This window comes from Arthrobacter sp. UNC362MFTsu5.1 (assembly GCF_000685965.1).
In the GTDB taxonomy this organism is placed as follows: Bacteria; Actinomycetota; Actinomycetes; order Actinomycetales; family Micrococcaceae; genus Arthrobacter.
In genome coordinates this window covers 94,228-113,939 of sequence record NZ_JMLE01000009.1, presented here as the reverse complement: position 1 = coordinate 113,939, position 19,712 = coordinate 94,228, and the positions used below count along the sequence as shown (strand labels likewise).

22 protein-coding genes, 6 tRNA genes and 1 riboswitch are annotated in these 19,712 nt (G+C 66.3%); of the genes, 15 read left to right on the top strand and 13 right to left on the bottom strand.

Annotated elements, in window-relative coordinates:
* Positions 1-22 precede the first annotated feature (22 nt).
* The 4 genes from BS38_RS0110790 to BS38_RS0110775 form a co-directional block, all read right to left on the bottom strand.
* Positions 23-727: an SDR family oxidoreductase gene (locus tag BS38_RS0110790; protein WP_028270803.1), complete on the bottom strand. Its 705-nt coding sequence runs from the start codon at positions 725-727 to the stop codon at positions 23-25.
* A complete protein-coding gene (locus BS38_RS24950; protein WP_043438365.1) occupies positions 724-2,127 on the bottom strand; it encodes a DUF6421 family protein in 1,404 nt (467 codons plus the stop codon). Before BS38_RS24950 ends, BS38_RS0110790 begins: the two co-directional genes overlap by 4 nt.
* 171 nt (positions 2,128-2,298) lie before the next feature.
* Positions 2,299-2,787 (bottom strand): peptide-methionine (R)-S-oxide reductase MsrB, encoded by a 489-nt coding sequence (msrB, locus tag BS38_RS0110780; protein ID WP_028270802.1) that lies wholly within the window; start codon positions 2,785-2,787, stop codon positions 2,299-2,301.
* A 14-nt stretch (positions 2,788-2,801) separates the two neighbouring features.
* Complete coding sequence (locus BS38_RS0110775) at positions 2,802-3,293, bottom strand: hypothetical protein (protein WP_028270801.1); 492 nt, start codon at positions 3,291-3,293, stop codon at positions 2,802-2,804.
* A 199-nt stretch (positions 3,294-3,492) separates the two neighbouring features.
* On the opposite strand from BS38_RS0110775, the gene BS38_RS24945 reads away from it, so the two are divergent.
* Positions 3,493-4,752 (top strand): alpha/beta hydrolase family protein, encoded by a 1,260-nt coding sequence (locus BS38_RS24945; RefSeq protein WP_051628854.1) that lies wholly within the window; start codon positions 3,493-3,495, stop codon positions 4,750-4,752.
* Here the strand turns inward: BS38_RS24945 and ybaK are convergent.
* The 3 genes from ybaK to BS38_RS0110755 are packed head-to-tail and all read right to left on the bottom strand — an operon-like array spanning position 4,736 to position 6,653.
* On the bottom strand, positions 4,736-5,248 hold the full coding sequence (gene ybaK / locus BS38_RS0110765) for a Cys-tRNA(Pro) deacylase (protein WP_028270800.1): 513 nt from the start codon (positions 5,246-5,248) through the stop codon (positions 4,736-4,738). The two genes, BS38_RS24945 and ybaK, sit on opposite strands and share 17 nt — an antisense overlap.
* A gap of 21 nt (positions 5,249-5,269) precedes the next feature.
* On the bottom strand, positions 5,270-5,731 hold the full coding sequence (locus BS38_RS0110760; protein ID WP_028270799.1) for a SufE family protein: 462 nt from the start codon (positions 5,729-5,731) through the stop codon (positions 5,270-5,272).
* Positions 5,732-5,741: 10 nt separating this feature from the next.
* Positions 5,742-6,653 (bottom strand): sulfurtransferase, encoded by a 912-nt coding sequence (locus BS38_RS0110755; protein WP_028270798.1) that lies wholly within the window; start codon positions 6,651-6,653, stop codon positions 5,742-5,744.
* A gap of 219 nt (positions 6,654-6,872) precedes the next feature.
* Between BS38_RS0110755 and zapE the strand changes: the two genes are divergently transcribed.
* Positions 6,873-7,916, top strand: a complete 1,044-nt coding sequence (gene zapE, locus BS38_RS0110750; RefSeq protein WP_028270797.1) for a cell division protein ZapE — start codon at positions 6,873-6,875, stop codon at positions 7,914-7,916.
* Positions 7,917-8,007: 91 nt separating this feature from the next.
* On the opposite strand, the gene BS38_RS0110745 is transcribed toward zapE, so the two are convergent.
* The 6 genes from BS38_RS0110745 to BS38_RS0110720 all read right to left on the bottom strand — a co-directional run bounded on the left by BS38_RS0110745 (position 8,008) and on the right by BS38_RS0110720 (position 9,004).
* Positions 8,008-8,274: an antitoxin gene (locus BS38_RS0110745; RefSeq protein WP_028270796.1), complete on the bottom strand. Its 267-nt coding sequence runs from the start codon at positions 8,272-8,274 to the stop codon at positions 8,008-8,010.
* A 184-nt stretch (positions 8,275-8,458) separates the two neighbouring features.
* Positions 8,459-8,533, bottom strand: a tRNA-Val gene (locus tag BS38_RS0110740).
* Between the two features lie 37 nt (positions 8,534-8,570).
* Positions 8,571-8,643, bottom strand: a tRNA-Gly gene (locus BS38_RS0110735).
* A gap of 55 nt (positions 8,644-8,698) precedes the next feature.
* Positions 8,699-8,773 (bottom strand) — tRNA-Val (locus BS38_RS0110730).
* Positions 8,774-8,814: 41 nt separating this feature from the next.
* Positions 8,815-8,885: transfer RNA gene (locus tag BS38_RS0110725), tRNA-Cys, on the bottom strand.
* A 46-nt stretch (positions 8,886-8,931) separates the two neighbouring features.
* Positions 8,932-9,004: transfer RNA gene (locus tag BS38_RS0110720), tRNA-Gly, on the bottom strand.
* Between the two features lie 239 nt (positions 9,005-9,243).
* Here BS38_RS0110720 and BS38_RS0110715 point away from each other — a divergent pair.
* The 13 genes from BS38_RS0110715 (at position 9,244) to hisG (ending at position 19,636) form a co-directional block, all read left to right on the top strand.
* Positions 9,244-9,318, top strand: a tRNA-Val gene (locus BS38_RS0110715).
* A gap of 105 nt (positions 9,319-9,423) precedes the next feature.
* Positions 9,424-10,305, top strand: a complete 882-nt coding sequence (locus BS38_RS0110710; protein ID WP_028270795.1) for a hypothetical protein — start codon at positions 9,424-9,426, stop codon at positions 10,303-10,305.
* Between the two features lie 65 nt (positions 10,306-10,370).
* The gene (def, locus tag BS38_RS0110705) at positions 10,371-10,958 is read left to right on the top strand and encodes a peptide deformylase (RefSeq protein ID WP_028270794.1); all 588 of its coding nucleotides are present in this window, start codon (positions 10,371-10,373) and stop codon (positions 10,956-10,958) included.
* Complete coding sequence (gene fmt / locus BS38_RS0110700; RefSeq protein WP_028270793.1) at positions 10,955-11,875, top strand: methionyl-tRNA formyltransferase; 921 nt, start codon at positions 10,955-10,957, stop codon at positions 11,873-11,875. The genes def and fmt overlap by 4 nt, the downstream gene beginning before the upstream one ends.
* Entirely contained in the window at positions 11,872-13,461 is a 1,590-nt protein-coding gene (locus BS38_RS0110695) for an RsmB/NOP family class I SAM-dependent RNA methyltransferase (protein ID WP_028270792.1), read from the top strand. Before fmt ends, BS38_RS0110695 begins: the two co-directional genes overlap by 4 nt.
* A gap of 29 nt (positions 13,462-13,490) precedes the next feature.
* Positions 13,491-14,183: a ribulose-phosphate 3-epimerase gene (gene rpe, locus BS38_RS0110690; protein ID WP_028270791.1), complete on the top strand. Its 693-nt coding sequence runs from the start codon at positions 13,491-13,493 to the stop codon at positions 14,181-14,183.
* A gap of 60 nt (positions 14,184-14,243) precedes the next feature.
* Positions 14,244-14,396, top strand: a riboswitch (FMN riboswitch).
* Positions 14,397-14,554: 158 nt separating this feature from the next.
* Positions 14,555-15,706 (top strand): bifunctional diaminohydroxyphosphoribosylaminopyrimidine deaminase/5-amino-6-(5-phosphoribosylamino)uracil reductase RibD, encoded by a 1,152-nt coding sequence (ribD, locus tag BS38_RS0110685; RefSeq protein ID WP_051628853.1) that lies wholly within the window; start codon positions 14,555-14,557, stop codon positions 15,704-15,706.
* Entirely contained in the window at positions 15,706-16,374 is a 669-nt protein-coding gene (locus BS38_RS0110680; RefSeq protein WP_028270789.1) for a riboflavin synthase, read from the top strand. Before ribD ends, BS38_RS0110680 begins: the two co-directional genes overlap by 1 nt.
* Before the next feature lie 44 nt (positions 16,375-16,418).
* On the top strand, positions 16,419-17,087 hold the full coding sequence (gene ribB, locus BS38_RS24940) for a 3,4-dihydroxy-2-butanone-4-phosphate synthase (protein ID WP_156037110.1): 669 nt from the start codon (positions 16,419-16,421) through the stop codon (positions 17,085-17,087).
* Positions 17,084-17,797 carry a GTP cyclohydrolase II gene (gene ribA, locus BS38_RS0110670; protein ID WP_028270787.1) on the top strand — a complete coding sequence of 238 codons (714 nt, stop codon included), beginning with the start codon at positions 17,084-17,086 and terminating at the stop codon, positions 17,795-17,797. The genes ribB and ribA overlap by 4 nt, the downstream gene beginning before the upstream one ends.
* Before the next feature lie 66 nt (positions 17,798-17,863).
* Entirely contained in the window at positions 17,864-18,349 is a 486-nt protein-coding gene (gene ribH / locus BS38_RS0110665) for a 6,7-dimethyl-8-ribityllumazine synthase (protein WP_011691538.1), read from the top strand.
* A 103-nt stretch (positions 18,350-18,452) separates the two neighbouring features.
* Complete coding sequence (locus BS38_RS0110660) at positions 18,453-18,716, top strand: phosphoribosyl-ATP diphosphatase (RefSeq protein WP_028270786.1); 264 nt, start codon at positions 18,453-18,455, stop codon at positions 18,714-18,716.
* A gap of 59 nt (positions 18,717-18,775) precedes the next feature.
* Positions 18,776-19,636 (top strand): ATP phosphoribosyltransferase, encoded by an 861-nt coding sequence (gene hisG / locus BS38_RS0110655; protein WP_028270785.1) that lies wholly within the window; start codon positions 18,776-18,778, stop codon positions 19,634-19,636.
* Positions 19,637-19,712: the final 76 nt, after the last annotated feature.

The following is a 19,712-nucleotide window of genomic DNA, read 5'->3' as shown; positions in this document are numbered from 1 at the left end:
TTCAGTCTAGGGATGTGGGCCGTTATCGGCTAAGAACCAGCCGCCGGCCGTTCAGTTCCGCCGCCGGGGTGGTAAAAAGTCCGACGGCGGCAGCCGCCAGGTCCGAAACGTCGGTGAAGCCGGGGAAGCTGCGTTCGGGGGACCGGGCACGCATCCCGGCGTCCACGAGGCCTTTTGCCACGAAGATGACGGCGGCGCTGTGCGTCCCCTTGCTGAAGCCTTCGGCAACCGCAAGGGTCCATGCCTCGGCGGCCGCCTTCGCCGCAGCATAACTCGCACCGGACGCCGTCGGGGTTGCAACGGCCGTGGAAGTGACCATGGCGAACCGGCCGGCCTCCGAGGCTGCGAGGTCGTCGTAAAACACCCTGGTGACATTCCGCACGGTGGTGAGGGCGCTGCGTTCCAGGAAGTCCCAGTCCTCGTCGGTCTGGTCGGTGATGCCCTGGGCGCCGCGCCAGCCGCCCACCAGGTGGATGACGCCGTCGATCCTTCCGGCAGTGGCGGAAATGGTGGCGTGCAGCGCCCGGACGTCTGCCAGGTTGGCGAGGTCGCAGACGAGGGGGATGACGCCGTCGCCCGCTTCCGCGGCGGCAGCCTCAATCCGGGGACCGTCCGAACCGACCGTAAAGACCGTATGGCCGGCTTCGCGCAGCGCGCGTGCCGTGGCGATCCCGGACGGCCCGCTGCCGCCCGTGACCACCACGTTCAAGGGGCGTCCGGCACTCATCCGGCGTTCATGGCCAGCGTGTTGATGCCGGTGCCGGTGGCTGAAGAACCGGTGATGCCGGCTGTTGATTCGATGACGGGGCGCATCTTCTTTTCGAGGGCTTCATAGAACATCGACAGCGGGAATTCGTCATCGAGCACCTGGTCCGTCAGGCCGCGGGGCGGCCCGGCCAGCGGCAGCGCGTCCGGACCCTTGGCCCAGACGGAGGACGGGTTCGGCGTGACGGTCCCGGCGATCAGTTCGTACGCGGCCAGCCAGTGGGCCATCTTGGGGCGGTCGATGGAGCGCCAGTAGAGCTCCTCGATCCTGGCGCCGAGTTCCACCACGACGTCGGCAACTTCGTCCCAGTCGATGCTGAGCTTGCTGTCGGTCCAGTGCAGGACGCGGTGCTGGTGCATCCAGGCGAACAGCAGCTGTCCGCCGAGGCCGTCGTAGTTGCGTACGCGGCTGCCGGTGATGGCGAAGCGGAAAATCCGGTCGAAGATGACGGCGTACTGGACCAGCTTGGCGTGCCGGCGTGCTTCCGGGTCCGCCTCCTCGTCCTTTTCGATCTTCACCGATTCGCGGAAGGCCGTCAGGTCGCAGCGGAGTTCCTCCAGTGAGTACAGGAAGTACGGCATGCGCTGTTTGATCATGAAGGGATCGAAGGGGAGGTCGCCGCGCATGTGGGTGCGGTCGTGGATCAGGTCCCACATCACGAACGTTTCCTGGGTGAGCTTTTGGTTCTCCAGGAGCTCGGCGGCTTCGGCGGGGAGCTCCAGGCGGGTGATGTCGGCAGCAGCTCCGAGGACCCGGCGGAAGCGGGCTGCTTCCCGGTCCGCGAAGATGGCACCCCAGGTGAACGTCGGGGTTTCCCGGACCGCCACGGTTTCCGGGAACAGCACGGCCGAGTTGGTGTTGTAGCCGGGGGTGAAGTCCAGGAAGCGGATGGGAACGAAGAGCTTGTTGGAATACTCGCCCTCCTCGAGTCCGGCGATGAACTCCGGCCAGATGACCTCGATCAGGACTGCTTCCACAAGGCGGCTGCTGCTGCCGTTCTGGGTGTACATGGGGAAGACCACCAGGTGCTGCAGCCCGTCGATGCGGTGCTGCTGCGGCTGGAAGGCGAGCAGCGAGTCGAGGAAGTCCGGCACCCCGAAGCCGTTGGAGGCCCAGCGGCCGAAGTCGCTCACCAGGAGCTCGAGGTACCGGGAGTCGTGCGCAAAGGACGGAGCCAGCGCTTCCACGGCCGCGCAGATGGTGCCGACGTGCGCGGCAGCGGCTTCGTGGTCAGCGGCGTCCGGGACCGAGCCGTCCTGGGCCTGCAGGGCCTGGATTGCCGTCGCGGCAGCTTTGAGCCTCACCCACTCGGGGTGGTTTGCGGTGAGCGGAGCGTGTGCGGTGAGAGCGGTCGTGGTCATCGTCGGCGATCGCCTTTCTGGGTTGCTTGGAGCTTCTACGGCGAGCGTAGCAAGCAATCAGAGCTCCTAATGCAAAATTAGCCCGAGCATAAGAAAGACTGGTGCAAGTGGTTGAGCAGACCCGCCCCAGCCATAGCGGGGGCGGGTCCTTGCAGAGACGTCTGGCGGCGCTTACTTTTCGGCGTCGTCCGCTGAAACGAGCGTCAGCGAGACGGAGTTGATGCAGAAGCGTTGGTCCGTGGGTGTGCCGTAGCCCTCGCCCTCGAACACGTGGCCCAGGTGCGAATCGCAGCTTGCGCAGCGGACCTCCACACGGTCCATGCCCATGGTGCGGTCATGGATGTAGCGGACGGTTCCGTCTGCGAGCGGTGCCCAGAAGGACGGCCAGCCGCAGTGCGAATCGAACTTCTCATTGCTGGTAAACAGTTCGGCTCCGCAGGCGCGGCAGTTGTAGACACCTGCCGTGTGGGTATCCGTGTACTTGCCGGTGTAGGGGCGCTCGGTCCCCGCCTGCCGGAGCACCCGGTACTCCTCCGGTGTCAGCTCCTGCCGCCATTGCTCATCTGTCTTTTCAATCCGCGGAGTGCTGTTTTCCGCGGCGGATCCGTCGCCGGGAACCTGGACGGGCGCGACTTTTGGCTTGTTGCTAAAGATGCTCATGGTTTCAACAACGCTCAGGAGTCGCCGATAAATCCCGAACCGGCATACAGGTGCAGCACGGGAAGTCCCAGCTGGTCCTGGGCCTTGTTGGCCCAGTCGGTATGGAAGGTGTCCGCGATGGCATGGGGGCGTGTGATGACGACCGCCTGGCCGGCGCCGACTTCCTTGACCTTGGCCACCAGTCCTTGCACGGCCCCGCCCTCCACCACTTCGCCGGTGACGCCGCCGCCGATTCCGGCCAGCGCGTTAAGCGATACCGCCAGCGTTTCGGCGGCGGCAGCGCGTTCGGTGGCGGGATCCGGGGCATGGGAAGTCAGCTCCCGGAAAGCTTTGGCGACGTCCAGGAGGGACAGGTTTTCGAGGAAGTCCACCAGCAGGTGCCGTTCCGTGTTGGCCGGCACCAGCACCAGGAGGGGCGCGTCACCCCCGTCCACCAGGCGTTCGATGTTCACGCGGTCGTCCGCACCCAGCGGCTCTTCTGTCAAAATGACGATTGGATCGCTCATGACCCCAGCCTAGTCCCGGCCTGACCTTCCCGCACGGATTTCGTCCGGGCCTCCGGCCGCCGGCGGTGTGCCCGAATATGATCGGAGGGCCGGCAGCAGTAAGAATGGATCCATGGCATCAATTCCGGGGCTGCGCCCGGCCACTCCGACGAATCCGCCCCGTGCCTTGGACCGGGTCCAGGGCACCCCCGAGGCGGGCATGTCCGCCAGCGCCAAATGGGCCGTGGGCGGCGTAATCGCCGGAGGTGCCGCCGCGGGACTGCTGGGTGCAGGGTCCTCTGCCCTCGCCCTCTATTTCGCCCGGCGGGTCATCACGCCCGTGCGGGTCCGGGATGAGAACCAGGAAGTGCTGGCTGTCATCCGGGCCGCGGACGGACTCCAGGTCATCCTTGCCGCCACCGAAGACACCACGGTTGAGGGCACCTACGGGCTGATCTTCGACGGCGGCCGCGGGCACGCACGGATTGGCAGGATCCTTTCGTACTCACCCGCGGAACGCACCGTCCTGCGCGAGGTCGAAGCAGTCTATTCCGGCGACCTCACCACCGCCCGCCGCGGCTACTGGAGCGGGGCTTCCTACCCGGACCCGGCGTCCATCGGGCTGCCGGTCGAGGACGTTGAAGTCGACGTCGAGGGCGGTGTTGCGCCGGCGTGGCTGGTGCGCGCGCCGGCGCCGTCGGACATCTGGGCCATCATGGTCCACGGACGCGGTGCAAGCCGGCAGGAATGCCTACGGGCGCTCCGGCCGGCACAGGTTCTCGGCATGACCAGCCTGGTGATTTCCTACCGCAACGACGGCCTGGCGCCTTCGGCCCCGGACGGGCGCTACGGCCTCGGGTCCACCGAATGGCGCGACGTCGAGGCAGCCATCACTTTCGCCGTCGCCAACGGCGCCAGGGAAGTGGTGCTGTTTGGCTGGTCCATGGGCGGCGCGATCTGCCTGCAGACGGCCGACCTCTCACGGCACCACCACCTGATCCGGGCGATGGTGCTCGATGCGCCGGTCATCGACTGGGTGAACGTGCTGGCGCACCATGCGCAGCTGAACCGCATCCCGTCCGCCGTCGGGCGGTACGGGCAGCTGATGATGGGCCACCGCCTGGGCCGGCGGCTGACGGGACTGGCGGCGCCCGTGGACCTGAAATCGATGGACTGGGTCTCCCGCGCCGTGGAACTCAGGACTCCCACACTGATCCTGCACAGCGTTGACGACGAATATGTGCCCTACGGGCCATCGGCCACCATTGCAGAAAAAAACCCGGAGATGGTCACGTTCGAGTCGTTCCAGGACGCCCGCCATACCAAGGAGTGGAACGTCGATCCGGAGCGCTGGGAAGGCCTGGTCACCGCCTGGCTGCGGCGTCAGTTGGCCCCGCGGGCCAACCCGGGCTCCCGCCCCCGGAAGTCCGTGCCGTCCGGAACGGACGCTAATATGACAGACGCTAGCGGTCCGGAGTAGCTTTCGGGCCTGTGCCGATGCGGGCGGTGATGGCGCCGGTGAGCCGGACTAGGTGGTCCGGGTCCAGTTCGATGTCCAGCCCGCGCCGGCCGCCGGAGACCAGAATGCTTTCCTGGCCCAGGGCGCTCTCGTCCAGGACGGTGGGCGAGGGCTGGCGCTGCCCCAGCGGTGATATTCCGCCCAGTACGTACCCGGTCCTGCGCTGCGCCGTGGCAGGATCCGCCATGGCGGCCTTCTTGGCGCCCAGTGCAGCCGCGATTGCCTTCAGGTCCAGGTTGCCGTGCACCGGGACTATCCCCACCGCGAGCCTGCCGTCGACGTCCACCATGAGCGTCTTGAAGACTTTTGCGGGATCCACGCCCAGCACTTCCGCCGCTTCCATCCCGTAGCTGGCAGCCGAGGGATCGTGGCTGTACGGATGCAGCACGAAAGGAACGCCGGCCGCAGCAAGTGCTGCTGTAGCCGGCGTTCCCTGTGAAGCCTGTTTGCGCGCCATATGGTGCCCGGGCCTTCCGGCCTAGGCCTTCAGTGCGGCGGAGGCAGCCACCTTGCGCTTGATGCGTCCCAGCATGGCCGTCATTCCCCGCATCCGCAGGGGAGTGATGGCGCGGGTGAGCCCCAGCAACTCGGGCATGTCATCCGGCACCGAGAGGATCTCCGGCGCCGTGAGGCCGTTGAGTCCTTCATAGAGGACACCGGCGAATCCGCGGGTGGTGGGTGCTTCCGGCGGCGCCTTGAAGTACAGGCGCACACTGTCCGGGGAACCGGCGTCGTGCTTTTCCGTCTCAATGGTCAGGAACAGCGGCGACTGGCACTCAACTACCTGCTCTAGAAGCTCCGGGTGGTCCTTCAACCGGTCCGGAAGCTCGGGGAGACCCTGGGAGAACTCCAGTAGCAGTTGCAGCCGCTCGGGTTCGGTCAGGGCCTGGAAGTCGTCAACTATTTCCGCCAGCGCGGCGGGAAGGGCTTGGGTATTCATCAAGTCCAGTTTACGCCGGTACCGTGCCGCGTTCGGTTCCCTTGGTGATGGGCACGCGGACGGCGTTGCCCCATTCGGTCCAGGAACCGTCGTAGTTGCGCACGGTCTCGAAGCCCAGCAAGTACTTCAGGGCGAACCAGGTGTGGCTGGAACGCTCGCCGATGCGGCAGTATGCCACGACGTCGTCGCCCTCCTTGAGGCCGGCCTCGCCCAGGTACAGGGTCTCGAGCTCGGCCCGGTTGCGGTACGTGCCGTCGCCGGCTGCCGCGCGTGCCCAGGGGATCGAGGCGGCCGTGGGGATGTGGCCGCCGCGCAGGGCGCCTTCCTCAGGGTAGGCCGGCATGTGGGTGCGCTGGCCGCTGTATTCCTCGGGGGAGCGGACGTCGATCAGCGGCTTGCCGAAGTGCGCCAGCACGTCTTCCTTGAAGGCTCGGATGGGGGCATCGTTGCGCTCCACCTCCGGGTATTCGGCGGGGGAGGGGACGGTGACGTCGGTGGTCAGCTTGTGGCCTTCGGCGATCCATTTGTCTCGGCCGCCGTCAAGCAGGCGGACGTCTTCGTGGCCGAAGAGGGTGAAGACCCACAGGGCATAGGCGGCCCACCAGTTGGACTTGTCGCCGTAGATGACCACGGTGGAATCGCGGGAGATGCCCTTGGCGGCGGCCAGGGCGGCAAACGCTTTGCCGTCGACGTAGTCGCGGGTGACCTCATCGTTCAGGTCGGTGTGCCAGTCGATCTTGACGGCGCCCGGGATGTGGCCGGTTTCGTAGAGCAGGACATCCTCATCGGACTCCACCACTACGAGCTTGCCGTCGGCGACGGCGCCGTTTTCAATGGCCTCTGCGAGCCATTCGGTGGACACAAGGCGTTCCGGGTTCGCGTACTCGGCGAACTTTTCGTTCTGTTCAACGGGGTAGGACACAGGGATGGCCTTTCACTGAAACGGTCAGGGGACCCATGCCACCGGGAAGCGTCGCTGCGGCCGGGCCAGTTCCAACACTAGCCACGGGCCGGCACTTATGCGCCCCTGCGTTCACAGAGGGAAATATGGCCTTGGTCACGTGTGCGCACCGCGTAATGGGGCCGGTGCCCCATTGCCGGTATCCTTTCTGGGGACACGAGACCAGCAGAACGGACCACCTTGGTACAGATCGAACAGCTCTCCGCGCGGACACCGTCGGTTTCCGTGGATGAACTCCTCAAGGGTTTTTATCCCTCCCCGCGGTTCGGAGAGGTTTCCTTCGCAAGCTACCGGCCCGATCCGTCGCAGCCGAGCCAGTCCGGGGCGGTCACGGCGCTGCAGTCCTTCGCCACCGGCGTTGGCGCCAACGGAAGCTCCGGACTCTTCAAGAAGCTGTTTGGCAAGAAGGACAAGGACAGTTCCCGCGCCGGCATCTACCTGGACGGCGGTTTCGGCGTGGGCAAGACCCACCTGCTGGCCTCGCTGTGGCACGCGGCTCCCGGCCCCAAGGCCTTCGGCACCTTCGTCGAATACACCAACCTGGTGGGCGCGCTGTCCTTCCGCAAGACCGTTGAGGCGCTCAGCAGCTACAAGCTCGTGTGCATCGACGAGTTCGAACTCGACGACCCGGGGGACACCGTCCTGATGTCCCGCCTGATGCGCGAACTGGCCGATGCCGGCGTCAAACTGGCGGCGACGTCGAACACCCTTCCGGGTTCGCTGGGTGACGGACGGTTCGCCGCCGTCGATTTCCAGCGTGAAATCCAGGTGCTGGCAGACCAGTTCGACGTCGTCAGGATCGACGGCGAGGACTTCCGCCACCGCGGCCTCCCGGCAGCGCCGGCTCCGCTGAAGAACGCAGACCTGACGCACCACATGCAGGCGGAGTTCCATGGCAAGACGGTGGCCCGGGATGATTTCAAGACCCTCATCAACCACCTGGCGGGCGTCCACCCCAGCCGGTACCGGCAGCTCCTGGCCGGCATCGAGGGTGTTGTGTGGCGTGATGTGGAAACCATCACTGAGCAGGCAGTCGCCCTTCGGTTCGTGGTGCTCGCGGACCGGCTCTATGACAAGGACGTTCCGATCCTCGCCAGCGGGGTTCCGTTCGACCAGCTCTTTACCGAGGAAATGATGACCGGCGGCTACACCAAGAAGTACTTCCGTGCGGTGTCGCGTCTGACGGCCCTCGCCCGGGAAGGGCAAAACCACGAACCGTCATAGCCTTAAACGTTGCCCTTAAACGCTGCGCTTAAACGCCAAAGGTGCCGGCGCCGCCTCACGGCGGGACCGGCACCTCGCTGACGTTCCTGGGTTAGAGGCCCTGCTGCCGGGGTTCACCGGTTACAGGGGGCTCTCCGGCGACGGGAGGTTCTTCGACCGGAGCCGGGTGCGGCTTCGGGTCGACCTTGTCCACGAGGCCGGCTGCGCCTTTCTGGACGGTATCGATCTTATCGGCGTACTTTCCGCCGGTCTTTGAGTCGATGAAATCACCGGCTTTGCCGATGCCGTCCTTGATGGCCTGTTCATTGCCACCAACCAGTCGCTGAGCCTTGCCCTTTAGATCGTCAAGAATACCCACGGGCACCTCCCTTCTGTCGCGGAGCCAGATCGCTCCTCCGCTTTCGATCCTAGCCCGGGACCCCGGGTGTGCCAAGGGCACGCGCCGCGACCTGTCTAGGGTCCTGATGCCCTATTTGGGTGCCCACGACATTTTTGGCCCCGGAATCCGGGCAAGAAAAAAGCAGCTCCGGAGAGCTGCTTTGTGGTGGGCGATACTGGGATCGAACCAGTGACCTCTTCCGTGTCAGGGAAGCGCGCTACCGCTGCGCCAATCGCCCGCACCGGAAGGATCCGGAGTGGAATTGTAAATAACAGAGCGGACGACGAGATTCGAACTCGCGACATCCACCTTGGCAAGGTGGTGCTCTACCAGCTGAGCTACGTCCGCATTTAGTCCATGCCGGCTGGGCCGGTGGTACTGGATCAAGCAAGTTTCCTTGCTTTGGTGGGCGATACTGGGATCGAACCAGTGACCTCTTCCGTGTCAGGGAAGCGCGCTACCGCTGCGCCAATCGCCCAAATGTTCTCCGGGATGAACCGGATACCAAGGTTTTCACCGAGGTGGGTACGGGATTCGAACCCGTGTATACGGCTTTGCAGGCCGCTGCCTCGCCTCTCGGCCAACCCACCGTGTAAGCCAGGTTCCTGGGAACCTTTGCCATGACAGTGTCCTGCGAGCGGACGACGAGATTCGAACTCGCGACATCCACCTTGGCAAGGTGGTGCTCTACCAGCTGAGCTACGTCCGCATTATTGTCAGCATTTCCGTGCCGCATTCGGCATTTCCTCGCGTTCCAACGAGTAAGAACTCTATAGGAGGTTCGGGGAACTTACAAATCGGCGCCTTGTCCTCGGCGCCCGATGCCCTTTTTTCCTTGGAATCTAGGGGATAAAGCTAATGACAGCCGTGTAATTCGACGGTTCGTTTCGGCGTCGAGGGGCTCGATTTCCAAATGCCGCCAGGGTGGGCTAGCATTCAATGGCATTGGGGCGATTGGCGCAGTGGTAGCGCGCTTCGTTCACACCGAAGAGGTCACTGGTTCGAACCCAGTATCGCCCACCAATGAATGGCCCGTTCCGCTGAATCAGCGGGGCGGGCCATTTCGCTTTCCGGCCACGTCTCCTGCCGCCGGGTAATCCTGTCAGCCCTTCATGAAAGAGTGTTTGCATGACTGATCCACTCCTTGCCCACGCCACGGACTACGGGCGGATGTATGCACGCTCGACCTCCGAGTCGTTTTCCGTGCCGTCCATTACCACCGTCATCGGCCAGCAGCCGCACGGCCTCGACGGCTGGTTCGGGTACATGGGGGCAAACAGCTTGGCCAGCGATCCGCTGCTTCCCGGGATCCTGGGGAGCCCCGCAAAGGTCCGCCAGGCGGTCAGCCGCGCTGCCAAGGCAGCGGAAACCTACCGTGACGATGCTGCCCGGCGAGGCGACCGGGTGCACAACTACTGTGAACAGGTTGCGCTCAGGGCCCTCGGGCGGCCGCATCAGATGAAGGAAACGCGGGAGGCGCTGGCAGCCAACGGCGAGGAAGGCTTTGCGGCGCGGTTCGATGAGTGGTGGGAACTGTTTGGCGTGGAGCCCGTCGCACCCGAAGTCACCGTCTGGAATAAGACGGTGGGCTATGCGGGCACCCTGGACCTTGTAGCCAGGATCAACGGCAGGACCTGCATCATTGATTACAAGACCAAGGGCACATCCCGGGACGGCACGGTCAAGCCGCTGGACGACAAAGTGGTGATGCAGCTGGTGGCCGGAATGAAGGCCGAGGAAAGCCTTGTTGATCCTGTCGCCGGGGAGTGGGAGCCCTGGCAGCACGGCGAATCCCCGATCCTGCTGGCGGTCGCCATCGGGGAGACGGAGGTCCGGCCGATGCGTGCCAACCCGGAGGTGCTCAAGCACCATTGGTGGAAGTTCTGCGCCCTCCGGCGCGTCTGGGAGATGTCGGCTGACACCGTCAGCGCCGGAACAGCCCTGCTCCCGCTGGCGCCGCCGCCGTTGCCTGTGGCAGCGCCCGCACTGCAGGCTGTGCCCGGCAGGTAGCCGGCCAACTAAACTGGACTGGATCCCGTACAGCTCACCCAGCACCACCGAAGGACAGATTGCACATGGCCATTTTGAGTATCCGCATCATCGGCGACCCTGTGCTGCGCACAGTTGCCGATCCCGTGACGGAATTCGGGCCGGAACTCGCAAAGCTCGTCGCCGACATGACCGAAACCATGGAAGACGTGGACGGTGCAGGACTGGCCGCACCCCAGATCGGCGTCAGCAAGAGGGTCTTCACCTACCGGATCGGCGGAGTGGAAGGCCACATCATCAACCCGGTGCTGGAGAACAGCGACGACTTCCAGCCCGATGAAGTGGAAGGCTGCCTCTCCATACCTGGCCTCGGTTTCCCGGTCCGCCGGCACCGCGCCACCCGGGTTACCGGCGTCGACCTGCACGGAAACCCCGTCACGGTGGACGGCGAGGGCATGCTGGCCCGCTGCTTCCAGCACGAAACGGACCACCTGGACGGCATCCTGTTCACGGACAGGCTCGAGGGCGAAGACCGCAAGGCCGCCCTGCGTTCCATCCGCAACGCCAACTACGACGCCATTACCGAGCGGACGACGTCGAAGCGGGCCAAGACTGTCGGCTCCAGTTTTGGCGGCGGCAGCTTCGGCGGCGGCAGTTTCGGCGCCGCCGAGTGAGGGTCCTGTTCGCCGGGACGCCCGCTGTCGCGGTCCCCTCCCTGGACGCTTTGGTGCAGGCCGGCTTTGACGTCGTCGCCGTCCTGACCCGTCCGGACGCTCCGATCGGACGCAAACGCGTGCTCACGCCGTCGCCCGTTGCCGCCCGCGCCGCCGAACTCGGCATCGAGGTGATCCATGCGGCGAAGGTGGACGCGGACGTGACGGCAAGGATTGCCGCCACGGCACCGGATGCCGCGGCCATCGTCGCCTATGGCGGCCTCATTCCGCGCGCCGCGCTGGACGTTCCGCGGCACGGCTGGATCAACCTGCACTTCTCCCTGCTCCCCGCCTGGCGCGGCGCCGCGCCCGTGCAGCGCGCGGTCATTGCCGGCGACGACATCACCGGCGCCGTCACGTTCCTGCTCGAGGAGGGGCTGGACACCGGCCCGGTCTTCGGCACCCTGACCGAAGCTGTCCGTCCTGACGACACCTCCGGGGCACTCCTGGAACGGCTTTCCCATAGCGGCGCCGTGTTGCTCGCCCAGACTCTTTCGGCGATCGAGGCCGGACGGGCGGTTGCTGTTCCGCAGTCGGGGGACGTGTCCCTGGCGCCAAAACTGGGCATCGACGACGGCCGGATCGACTGGCACCAGCCCGCCCTTGCCATCGGGCGCCGGACCCGCGGGGTCACGCCCGAACCAGGGGCGTGGACCACACTGGAGGGGCAGCGGGTCAAACTCGACCCCGTTGTACTCAGGGCCGGGGCGCCGGCGCAGAAGCCGGGACAGGTGCTGCTCGACGGCAAGAGCGTTTTGGTGGGGACAGGTTCCCATCCCGTTGAGTTGACGCGGATCCAGCCTTCGGGCAAAAAGATGATGGCCGCCGCCGACTGGGCGCGCGGACAGGCAGCACTGGAAGGCGTGGTATTCGAATGAGTGAGTCCGGAACGGGCGGCAGCAGCCGCGGCAGGACCCCCCGTCAGGGGCGAACAGGCGGCGGCGGGCAATCCGGCGGATCCGGCAACAGCCGCAGCGGCAGCCAGCGGGATGCCCAGGGCAGGGAACGCAACCGTGGCCCCAAGCGGAACTTCACCGAGAATGCCCCTTCGCAGCGCACCCGGCGTGCCGACCCGGCCCGGCTGGTGGCGTTTGAAGTGCTGCGTGCGGTCGCGGCGGAAGACGCCTATGCCAACCTGGTCCTGCCGGCCCGGATCCGCCACCACGGCCTGGACAAGCGTGACGCCGGGTTTGCCACCGAGCTGAGCTACGGGGCGCTTCGCGGCCAGGGAACCTATGACGCCGTCCTGGCCCGCTGCGTCGACCGGCCGCTGGACCAGCTGGATCCGGCCATCCTGGACGCCCTTCGGATCGGCGCCCACCAGCTGCTGGCCATGCGCGTACCTGCCCACGCTGCCCTGGACCAGACCGTGGGACTGGCGCGCGCGGTCATCGGGGCCGGCCCGTCGGCCCTGATCAATGCCGTCCTGCGCAAAGTCTCAGCCCACACCCTGGACGAGTGGCTGGAGCTTCTCCTCAGCGACGAGCAGGACGAAACCCGGGTGGCGTCCATCCGCTACGCCCACCCCGAGTGGATTGTCCGCGCCCTGCGGCAGTCCCTGGTGGCACACGGACGCCCGGTCACCGAAATCAACGAACTCCTTGAGGCGGACAACGCCGCACCGGTGGTCAACCTCGTCGCCCTGCCCGGGCTGGGAAGCCTTGACGAAGCACTGGAAGGCGGAGCCACTGCCGGCGAGCTGGTGGAAGGCTCGGCCCTGTCCAGTGGCGGCGACCTCGGCCGGCTGGCATCGGTGCGGGAAGGCAGCACCAGGGTCCAGGACGTCGGCTCGCAGCTGGTTGCCCGCGCCATGGCAGCCGTGGACCTGGCGCCGGCTCCGGAGGCACAGTCCGCCGGCGAAGGCGGCGAGAAATGGCTGGACCTCTGCGCCGGACCGGGCGGCAAGGCGGCCCTGCTGGGTGCCCTCGCACGGCAGCAGGGTGCCACCCTGCTGGCCAACGAACCCGCCCCGCACCGTGCCAAGCTGGTACGGCAGGCCCTGGCCGCCGTCCCGCATGAGGTGTGGCATGTCCGCACCGGCGACGGCCGCGACGTAGGTACTGAAATGGCGGGTACCTTCGACCGCGTGCTCGTCGACGTTCCCTGCAGCGGACTCGGCGCCCTCCGGCGCAGGCCCGAATCGCGGTGGCGACGCACGCCCAAGGACCTCGCGGATCTGGGCCCGCTGCAGCGCGAACTGCTGAAGTCGGCACTGGACGCTGTCCGGCCCGGCGGCGTGGTGGCGTACGTGACCTGCTCGCCGCACCCCGCCGAGACCACCGCGGTCGTAACCGATGCGCTGCGCAAGCGCGACGACCTGGAACTGCTCGACGCCGGTGCTGCCCTGGACAAGGTGAGCCTGTCCGGCCACCTGGAGGCCGGCCATGACCTGACCGCCCAGCTGTGGCCGCATGTCCACCGCACGGACGCCATGTTCCTGGCACTCATCCACAAAAAACCCTGATCCCTCAGCCTTCAGTGAAAGGAGCCGACATGGCTCAGTGCTGCATCAACCCCAGCATTCTCTCCGCCGACTTCGTCAACCTTGAGGCAGAGCTGCGCAGAATCAGCAACGCGGATGCCGTCCACGTTGACGTCATGGACAACCACTTTGTGCCGAACCTGACCCTTGGCCTGCCCGTGGTGCAGCGCATCCAGGCCGTGAGTCCGGTGCCGCTGGACGCGCACCTGATGATCGCCGACGCCGACCGCTGGGCGCCCGCTTACGCGGACGCGGGACTCGCGTCAGTAACGTTCCATGTTGAAGCGTCGATCGCCCCCATCAAACTGGCCCGGGAACTGCGCGCGCGCGGGGCCAAGGCCGGAATGGCGCTGCGCCCCGGGACGCCGGTGGAGCCCTACCTGGACATGCTGTCGGAACTGGACCTCCTGCTGATCATGACCGTGGAACCCGGTTTTGGCGGCCAGTCCTTCCTCGACCTGACGCTCCCGAAGATCAGGCGTGCCCGCGCAGCGATCGACGGCTCCGGCACCGGGGTAGCGCTGCAGGTGGATGGAGGCATCACCGAGGAGACCATTGTCCGGGCAGCCGAAGCCGGCGCCAACGTGTTTGTTGCAGGCTCCGCGGTGTACGGCGCGGAGGACCCCGCGACGGCGATTGACCGCCTTCGGGCAGCCGGCTCGCGCCCGGTTTCAGCCGGCTCCGGCTCTGTTTCGCAATCATGACGGAGTCTGACGGGAATACACGGACCAGTCACTCAGTTGTGACAGAATAACAACACACACTACGTGCTCCGGGGTCGGTGTAAGTCCGAACCGGCGGTGACAGTCCGCGACCCGCGAGCCGGCACAGATCCTTTTGGGGAACTGGTCCGGCGGACGGTTGAACCGGTGAAATTCCGGTACCGACAGTTAAAGTCTGGATGAGAGAAGCACGTACAGCTGTTACTGCACTGCCCTTTCGGCGGTGCGGTATTGCGCTGTCGTATACCCCCGGAGCCAACTCGGTTTCGAGGGAAGGAACGACGAACGCTTTGACGCCGCAGACAACAGCGCCGCAGACTACGGACCAGTTCAGTGCTGCCGAGATCGACGCCATGGAGGCTGCCCTCGCCGCAGCGCTCCACGGTCCCCGCGGGGCAAACCCGCTCGTGGGCGCCGTCGTCATCGGATCCGATGGACGGCAACTGGTGACCGGTTACCACCGTGGCGCCGGTACGGCGCACGCGGAGGCCGATGCCATTGCCCAGGCCGGCATGAAGGGCATCGACCTGGCAGGATCCACCATGGTGGTCACCCTGGAGCCCTGCAACCACTGCGGACGGACCGGGCCATGCGCCCAGGCAATTATTGACGCCGGCATCGCTTCAGTGGTGTACGCCGTGGACGACCCCCACGATCCTGCCGCCGGCGGAGCCGCAACGCTGCGCGCCGCGGGCGTCCGCGTCCGTTCCGGCCTCTCCGCCCGCGCCGCCTACGAGCTGAACCGCCGCTGGTTTGAAGCCGTGTTCGGCCAGCGCCCCTTCGTCACCCTCCACATTGCCCAGACCCTGGACAGCCGCATCGCGGCGGCTGACGGCACCAGCCAGTGGATCTCCAGCCCCGAATCCCTCGCCGACAACCACGGACTCCGCAGCCGGGTTGATGCCATCCTGGTAGGCACGCAGACGCTCCTGGTGGACAACCCGCGGCTCACCGCCCGGGATTCGTCCGGCCGGCCGGCCGGCAGCCAGCCGCTGCGCGCCGTCATGGGCCTCCGGGGAATTCCCGACGACGCCGCCATCCACGGGGATGACGGCCGTGTGCTGCACCTGCCCACCCGGGACCCGCACGAAGCCCTGGCCCGGCTGTTCGCCGCCGGGGTCCGCCACGTCATGGTGGAAGGCGGGTCCAGCATCCTGAGCGCCTTCCTCGCCGCCGGACTCGTGGACGAACTGATCGTCTACCTCGCGCCCACCCTCCTCGGGTCCGGCACGGCAGCCCTCGGCGACCTCGGCATCAGCACCCTCGCAGAGGCCCAGGCCTGGGACTGGGACCAGGCATCAGGGGGAGCCGTTCAGACCCTCGGCCGGGACCTGCGGCTCCACCTCTTCCCGGGCGACACCGTAGCTGCGCACACAGTATCCGCGCATACCGAGCATGCGCCTGCCGAACAGGCAGCCGCCCCGGAACTGATTTCATCCCTCACCAGCTCACCCGAATCCTTACCGCACCGCACCGGCGCGGGCACCGCCACAGGAGGCAACTGATGTTTACCGGAATTATTGCCGAACAGGGCAGGGTCCTGTCCGTAGAACGCGACGGCGCCGTCAGTGCCACGGTGCGCCTCCATGCGCCCACCAGCACAGAGGGATTGGCCCTGGGAGGCTCGGTGGCCGTCAACGGAGTATGCCTGACCGCTACGGACATCGACGGCAAGGACTTCAGCGTCGACGTCATGGGTGAGACCCTGGTCCGCAGCACCATCGGCGAGCTGAAGGCGGGCGACACCGTCAACCTGGAGCGCTGCGTTCCTGCCGGCGGGCGCCTCGACGGACACGTTGTCCAGGGCCACGTGGACGGGGTGGGCGAGCTCCTCGAGCGCGAAGCACTGGGCAACTGGGACCGCCTGCGGTTCGGCGTGCCCGTGCGCCTTGCCCGCTACATCGCCGAAAAGGGCTCCATCGCCGTCGACGGCGTCTCCCTCACGGTCACTGCCGTCAGCGATGCGTCGGAACCTGCCCCGTGGTTCGAAGTGGGCCTCATTCCCACCACCCTGGCAGACACGGGCCTGGGGGCGAAGAAGTCCGGCAGCAAGGTGAACCTCGAAGTCGATGTCCTGGCCAAGTACACGGAACGGCTGCTCGCCTTTGCCGGGGGCGCCGCCACCGGCGCTGACGCCGCCGCTGCTGCAGCCGGAGCGGGGGAGTCCAAGTGAGCCAGCTCAAGAACACGCCCCGACCCGGTGCCACTGCGGATGTCCTGTCAGGCAACACGCTCCTTGACCCGATCGAGGACGCCGTCCGCGCCATGGCGGCCGGCCTTCCGGTGCTGGTGGTGGACAATGAGGACCGCGAAAATGAAGGCGACATCATTTTCGCTGCCCAGCACGCCACTCCCGAGCTGATGGGCTGGACCGTCCGCTACAGCTCCGGGGTCATCTGCGTACCGCTCGACGGAGCCCGGGCTGATGCCCTGCTCCTGCCGCCCATGGTCGAGGTCAACGAAGACTCCAAGGGCACGGCCTACACGGTGTCCTGCGATGCCGCCCTTGGCGTCAGCACGGGAATTTCCGCGACGGACCGTGCACTCACCGCCCGCGTACTGGCAGATCCCGCCAGCCGGCCGGAATCGATCACCCGTCCCGGGCATGTTTTCCCGCTGCGGGCCGTTAACGGTGGAGTGCGTGAACGCCCGGGCCACACCGAAGCGGCCGTGGACCTGTGCCGGCTTGCCGGCCTGGAGCCGGTGGGCGTGATCGCCGAGGTGGTGTACGACAACGGAGAAATGATGCGCCTGGACGGACTTCGCGGCTTCGCTGCTGAGCACGGGTGCCCGCTGATCTCGATCGAGGATCTGGTGGCATACCTGGAAACAGCAGAGCCGGGCGGACCGGTGGCAGCGCCGGCAGGGAACGAGGAGATGCGATGACGGCTTCAGAGGCACGAAAAGACGTTAAGGCGGGGCGCCGGCCGCACCCGGTCAGCGGCGGACCCGTGGTCCAGCTGCCCAGCGAATTCGGGGTCTTCGTGGCCCAGGCCTGGACCGACCTGGTGACAGGAATCGAGCACCTCGCCGTCAGTTCGCCCATTCCGCCCGTGGACGGCAAGGCGCCGCTGGTGCGGCTGCACTCGGAATGCCTCACCGGCGACGTTTTCGGTTCGTACCGCTGCGACTGCGGCGAACAGCTGGCGTACGCCCTTGAGAAGATCAGCGAGGAAGGCGGCACGCTGCTGTACCTGCGCGGACAGGAAGGCCGCGGCATCGGCCTTGCCAACAAGATCAAGGCGTACGCCCTGCAGGAAGCCGGCTTCGACACCGTTGAAGCCAACGAGCAGCTGGGCCTGCCTGTGGATGCCCGCTGCTACAACGCCGCCGCGCAGATCCTGGCCGAGCTCGGACTGCACGAAGTGCGCCTGCTGAGCAACAACCCGGACAAGCAGAACCGGCTGGCGGACGCCGGCGTCACCGTCGTCGAAATGGTTCCCACCGAGGTGCCCTCGCGCGAGCAGAACATCCGTTACCTGCAGACCAAAAAGGACCGGATGGACCACCGGCTCGTCCTGGACAGCCAGGACGCTGAACCGGTGGCCGCGTCGCCGTCGGCCGGCCAGGCGCCATACCAGCACGAACAAGACTGACTCAAGCACCAAGACCGATTTCAGCACCAAGACCGACCCCAAAAGAACGAACCAGGAGACTTTTAGATGAGTGGACACGGCGCGCCGGAGATTGACCTCACCACCCTTAACCCGGCGGAGACGTCGCAACTGAAGCTGGCCATCGTGGCCGCGAGCTGGCACACCCAGATCATGGACGGGCTGCTGGACGGCGCGCTCCGGGCCGCAAAGGACGCCGGAATCAGCGAGCCCACCGTCCTGCGGGTGCCGGGCAGCTTCGAGCTCCCCGTGGCAGCAGCCCGGCTCGCCAAGCACTTCGACGCCGTCGTGGCGCTCGGCGTCGTGATCCGCGGCGGAACACCGCACTTCGAGTACGTCTGCGAGGCGGCCACCATGGGACTGACCGACGTCAGCGTCAACACCGGCGTCCCGGTTGGCTTCGGCGTGCTCACCTGCGACACCGAGCAGCAGGGCCTGGACCGCGCGGGCCTGCCGGGCTCGAAGGAAGACAAGGGCCATGAGGCTGTCACCGCCGCGCTGGCCACTGCGGTGACCCTGAAGCAGTACAGCTAGCCGTTCCACTGCCTGCTCCGGACCTGTGCATTACCTCACATCGGCGCCGTCATGGAACGGCCCGACAGGCGGGGTCAGGCCCGGAGCAAGTAGGCTGGAGGGCGTGAAGAATTTCGAGACGCTGTTCGCAGAACTGAGTGAGAAGGCAGCCACCCGTCCGGCAGGCTCCCGCACCGTCGCAGAATTGGAGTCCGGAGTCCACGGCATCGGCAAGAAGGTCGTGGAGGAAGCCGCCGAAGTGTGGATGGCTGCCGAATACGAATCCGATGAGGCCGCCGCCGAGGAGATCTCCCAGCTCCTGTACCACCTGCAGGTTCTGATGCTCGCCAAAGGCCTGACCCTGGAAGACGTCTACAAGCATCTGTAGCCATGCTGAGCGTGGCCGATTGCCTGTAACCAAGACTTCCTAACCCCAGAAAGACCCCCATGCTGCGTGTTGCCGTCCCCAACAAGGGATCCCTGTCCGAAGCGGCTTCGGCCATGCTGTCCGAAGCCGGCTACCGCCAGCGCCGCGATACCCGCGAGCTGGTCATGGTGGACCCGGACAACGACATTGAATTCTTCTTCCTGCGCCCGCGGGACATCGCTGTTTACGTCGGACGCGGAACGCTCGACGTCGGCATCACCGGCCGCGACCTGCTCCTGGACGCCGAGGTGGAGGCTGAGGAACTGCTGCCCCTGGGCTTTGCCGCCTCAACGTTCCGCTTCGCCGGCCCGGTAGGCGACTTCAGCAAGGTCGAAGAGCTCGAAGGCAAACGCCTCGCCACAAGCTATGACGGCCTCCTGCGCGGCTACCTCGCCGAGCGCGGCGTCAACGCCAAGGTGGTCCGCCTGGACGGTGCCGTCGAATCGTCGGTGCGGCTCGGCGTCGCGGACGCGATTGCCGACGTCGTCGAAACCGGGAACACGCTCAAGGCCGCCGGAATGGAAATCTTCGGCGAACCGATCCTGAAGTCCGAGGCCGTGCTGATCCGCCGCACCGGCCAGGAAGGCTCCGCAAACGGCACGGCCAAGGAAATCGAAGTCCTGATCCGTCGCCTGCAGGGCGTGCTCGTAGCCCGGCAGTACGTCCTGATGGACTACGACATCCGCAAGGAACTCGTCGAGCAGGCTGCGGCCCTCACGCCGGGCCTGGAATCACCCACCGTCTCGCCGCTGCGTGATTCGGAGTGGGTTGCCGTCCGCTCGATGGTTCCCAAGAAGGAAACCAACAGGATCATGGACGAGCTCTACGACCTCGGTGCCCGGGCCATCCTGGTCAGCAGCATCCACGCCTGCCGGATCTGAGCCGGCCCGTCACAGTGCGGTCCGTTTCCAACGGACGGGCACCGCATCTCCCAACAGCGAATCACCAGGAGAAATC

Excerpts from the sequence above, each read along its gene's own strand:
- BS38_RS0110790 (WP_028270803.1), bottom strand. The coding sequence starts at position 727 with ATGAGTGCCGGACGCCCCTTGAACGTGGTGGTCACGGGCGGCAGCGGG.
- BS38_RS24950 (WP_043438365.1), bottom strand. The coding sequence starts at position 2,127 with ATGACCACGACCGCTCTCACCGCACACGCTCCGCTCACCGCAAACCAC.
- msrB (WP_028270802.1), bottom strand. The coding sequence starts at position 2,787 with ATGAGCATCTTTAGCAACAAGCCAAAAGTCGCGCCCGTCCAGGTTCCC.
- BS38_RS0110775 (WP_028270801.1), bottom strand. The coding sequence starts at position 3,293 with ATGAGCGATCCAATCGTCATTTTGACAGAAGAGCCGCTGGGTGCGGAC.
- BS38_RS24945 (WP_051628854.1), top strand. The coding sequence starts at position 3,493 with ATGTCCGCCAGCGCCAAATGGGCCGTGGGCGGCGTAATCGCCGGAGGT.
- ybaK (WP_028270800.1), bottom strand. The coding sequence starts at position 5,248 with ATGGCGCGCAAACAGGCTTCACAGGGAACGCCGGCTACAGCAGCACTT.
- BS38_RS0110760 (WP_028270799.1), bottom strand. The coding sequence starts at position 5,731 with ATGAATACCCAAGCCCTTCCCGCCGCGCTGGCGGAAATAGTTGACGAC.
- BS38_RS0110710 (WP_028270795.1), top strand. The coding sequence starts at position 9,424 with ATGACTGATCCACTCCTTGCCCACGCCACGGACTACGGGCGGATGTAT.
- def (WP_028270794.1), top strand. The coding sequence starts at position 10,371 with ATGGCCATTTTGAGTATCCGCATCATCGGCGACCCTGTGCTGCGCACA.
- BS38_RS0110695 (WP_028270792.1), top strand. The coding sequence starts at position 11,872 with ATGAGTGAGTCCGGAACGGGCGGCAGCAGCCGCGGCAGGACCCCCCGT.
- rpe (WP_028270791.1), top strand. The coding sequence starts at position 13,491 with ATGGCTCAGTGCTGCATCAACCCCAGCATTCTCTCCGCCGACTTCGTC.
- ribD (WP_051628853.1), top strand. The coding sequence starts at position 14,555 with ATGGAGGCTGCCCTCGCCGCAGCGCTCCACGGTCCCCGCGGGGCAAAC.
- BS38_RS0110680 (WP_028270789.1), top strand. The coding sequence starts at position 15,706 with ATGTTTACCGGAATTATTGCCGAACAGGGCAGGGTCCTGTCCGTAGAA.
- ribA (WP_028270787.1), top strand. The coding sequence starts at position 17,084 with ATGACGGCTTCAGAGGCACGAAAAGACGTTAAGGCGGGGCGCCGGCCG.
- ribH (WP_011691538.1), top strand. The coding sequence starts at position 17,864 with ATGAGTGGACACGGCGCGCCGGAGATTGACCTCACCACCCTTAACCCG.
- hisG (WP_028270785.1), top strand. The coding sequence starts at position 18,776 with ATGCTGCGTGTTGCCGTCCCCAACAAGGGATCCCTGTCCGAAGCGGCT.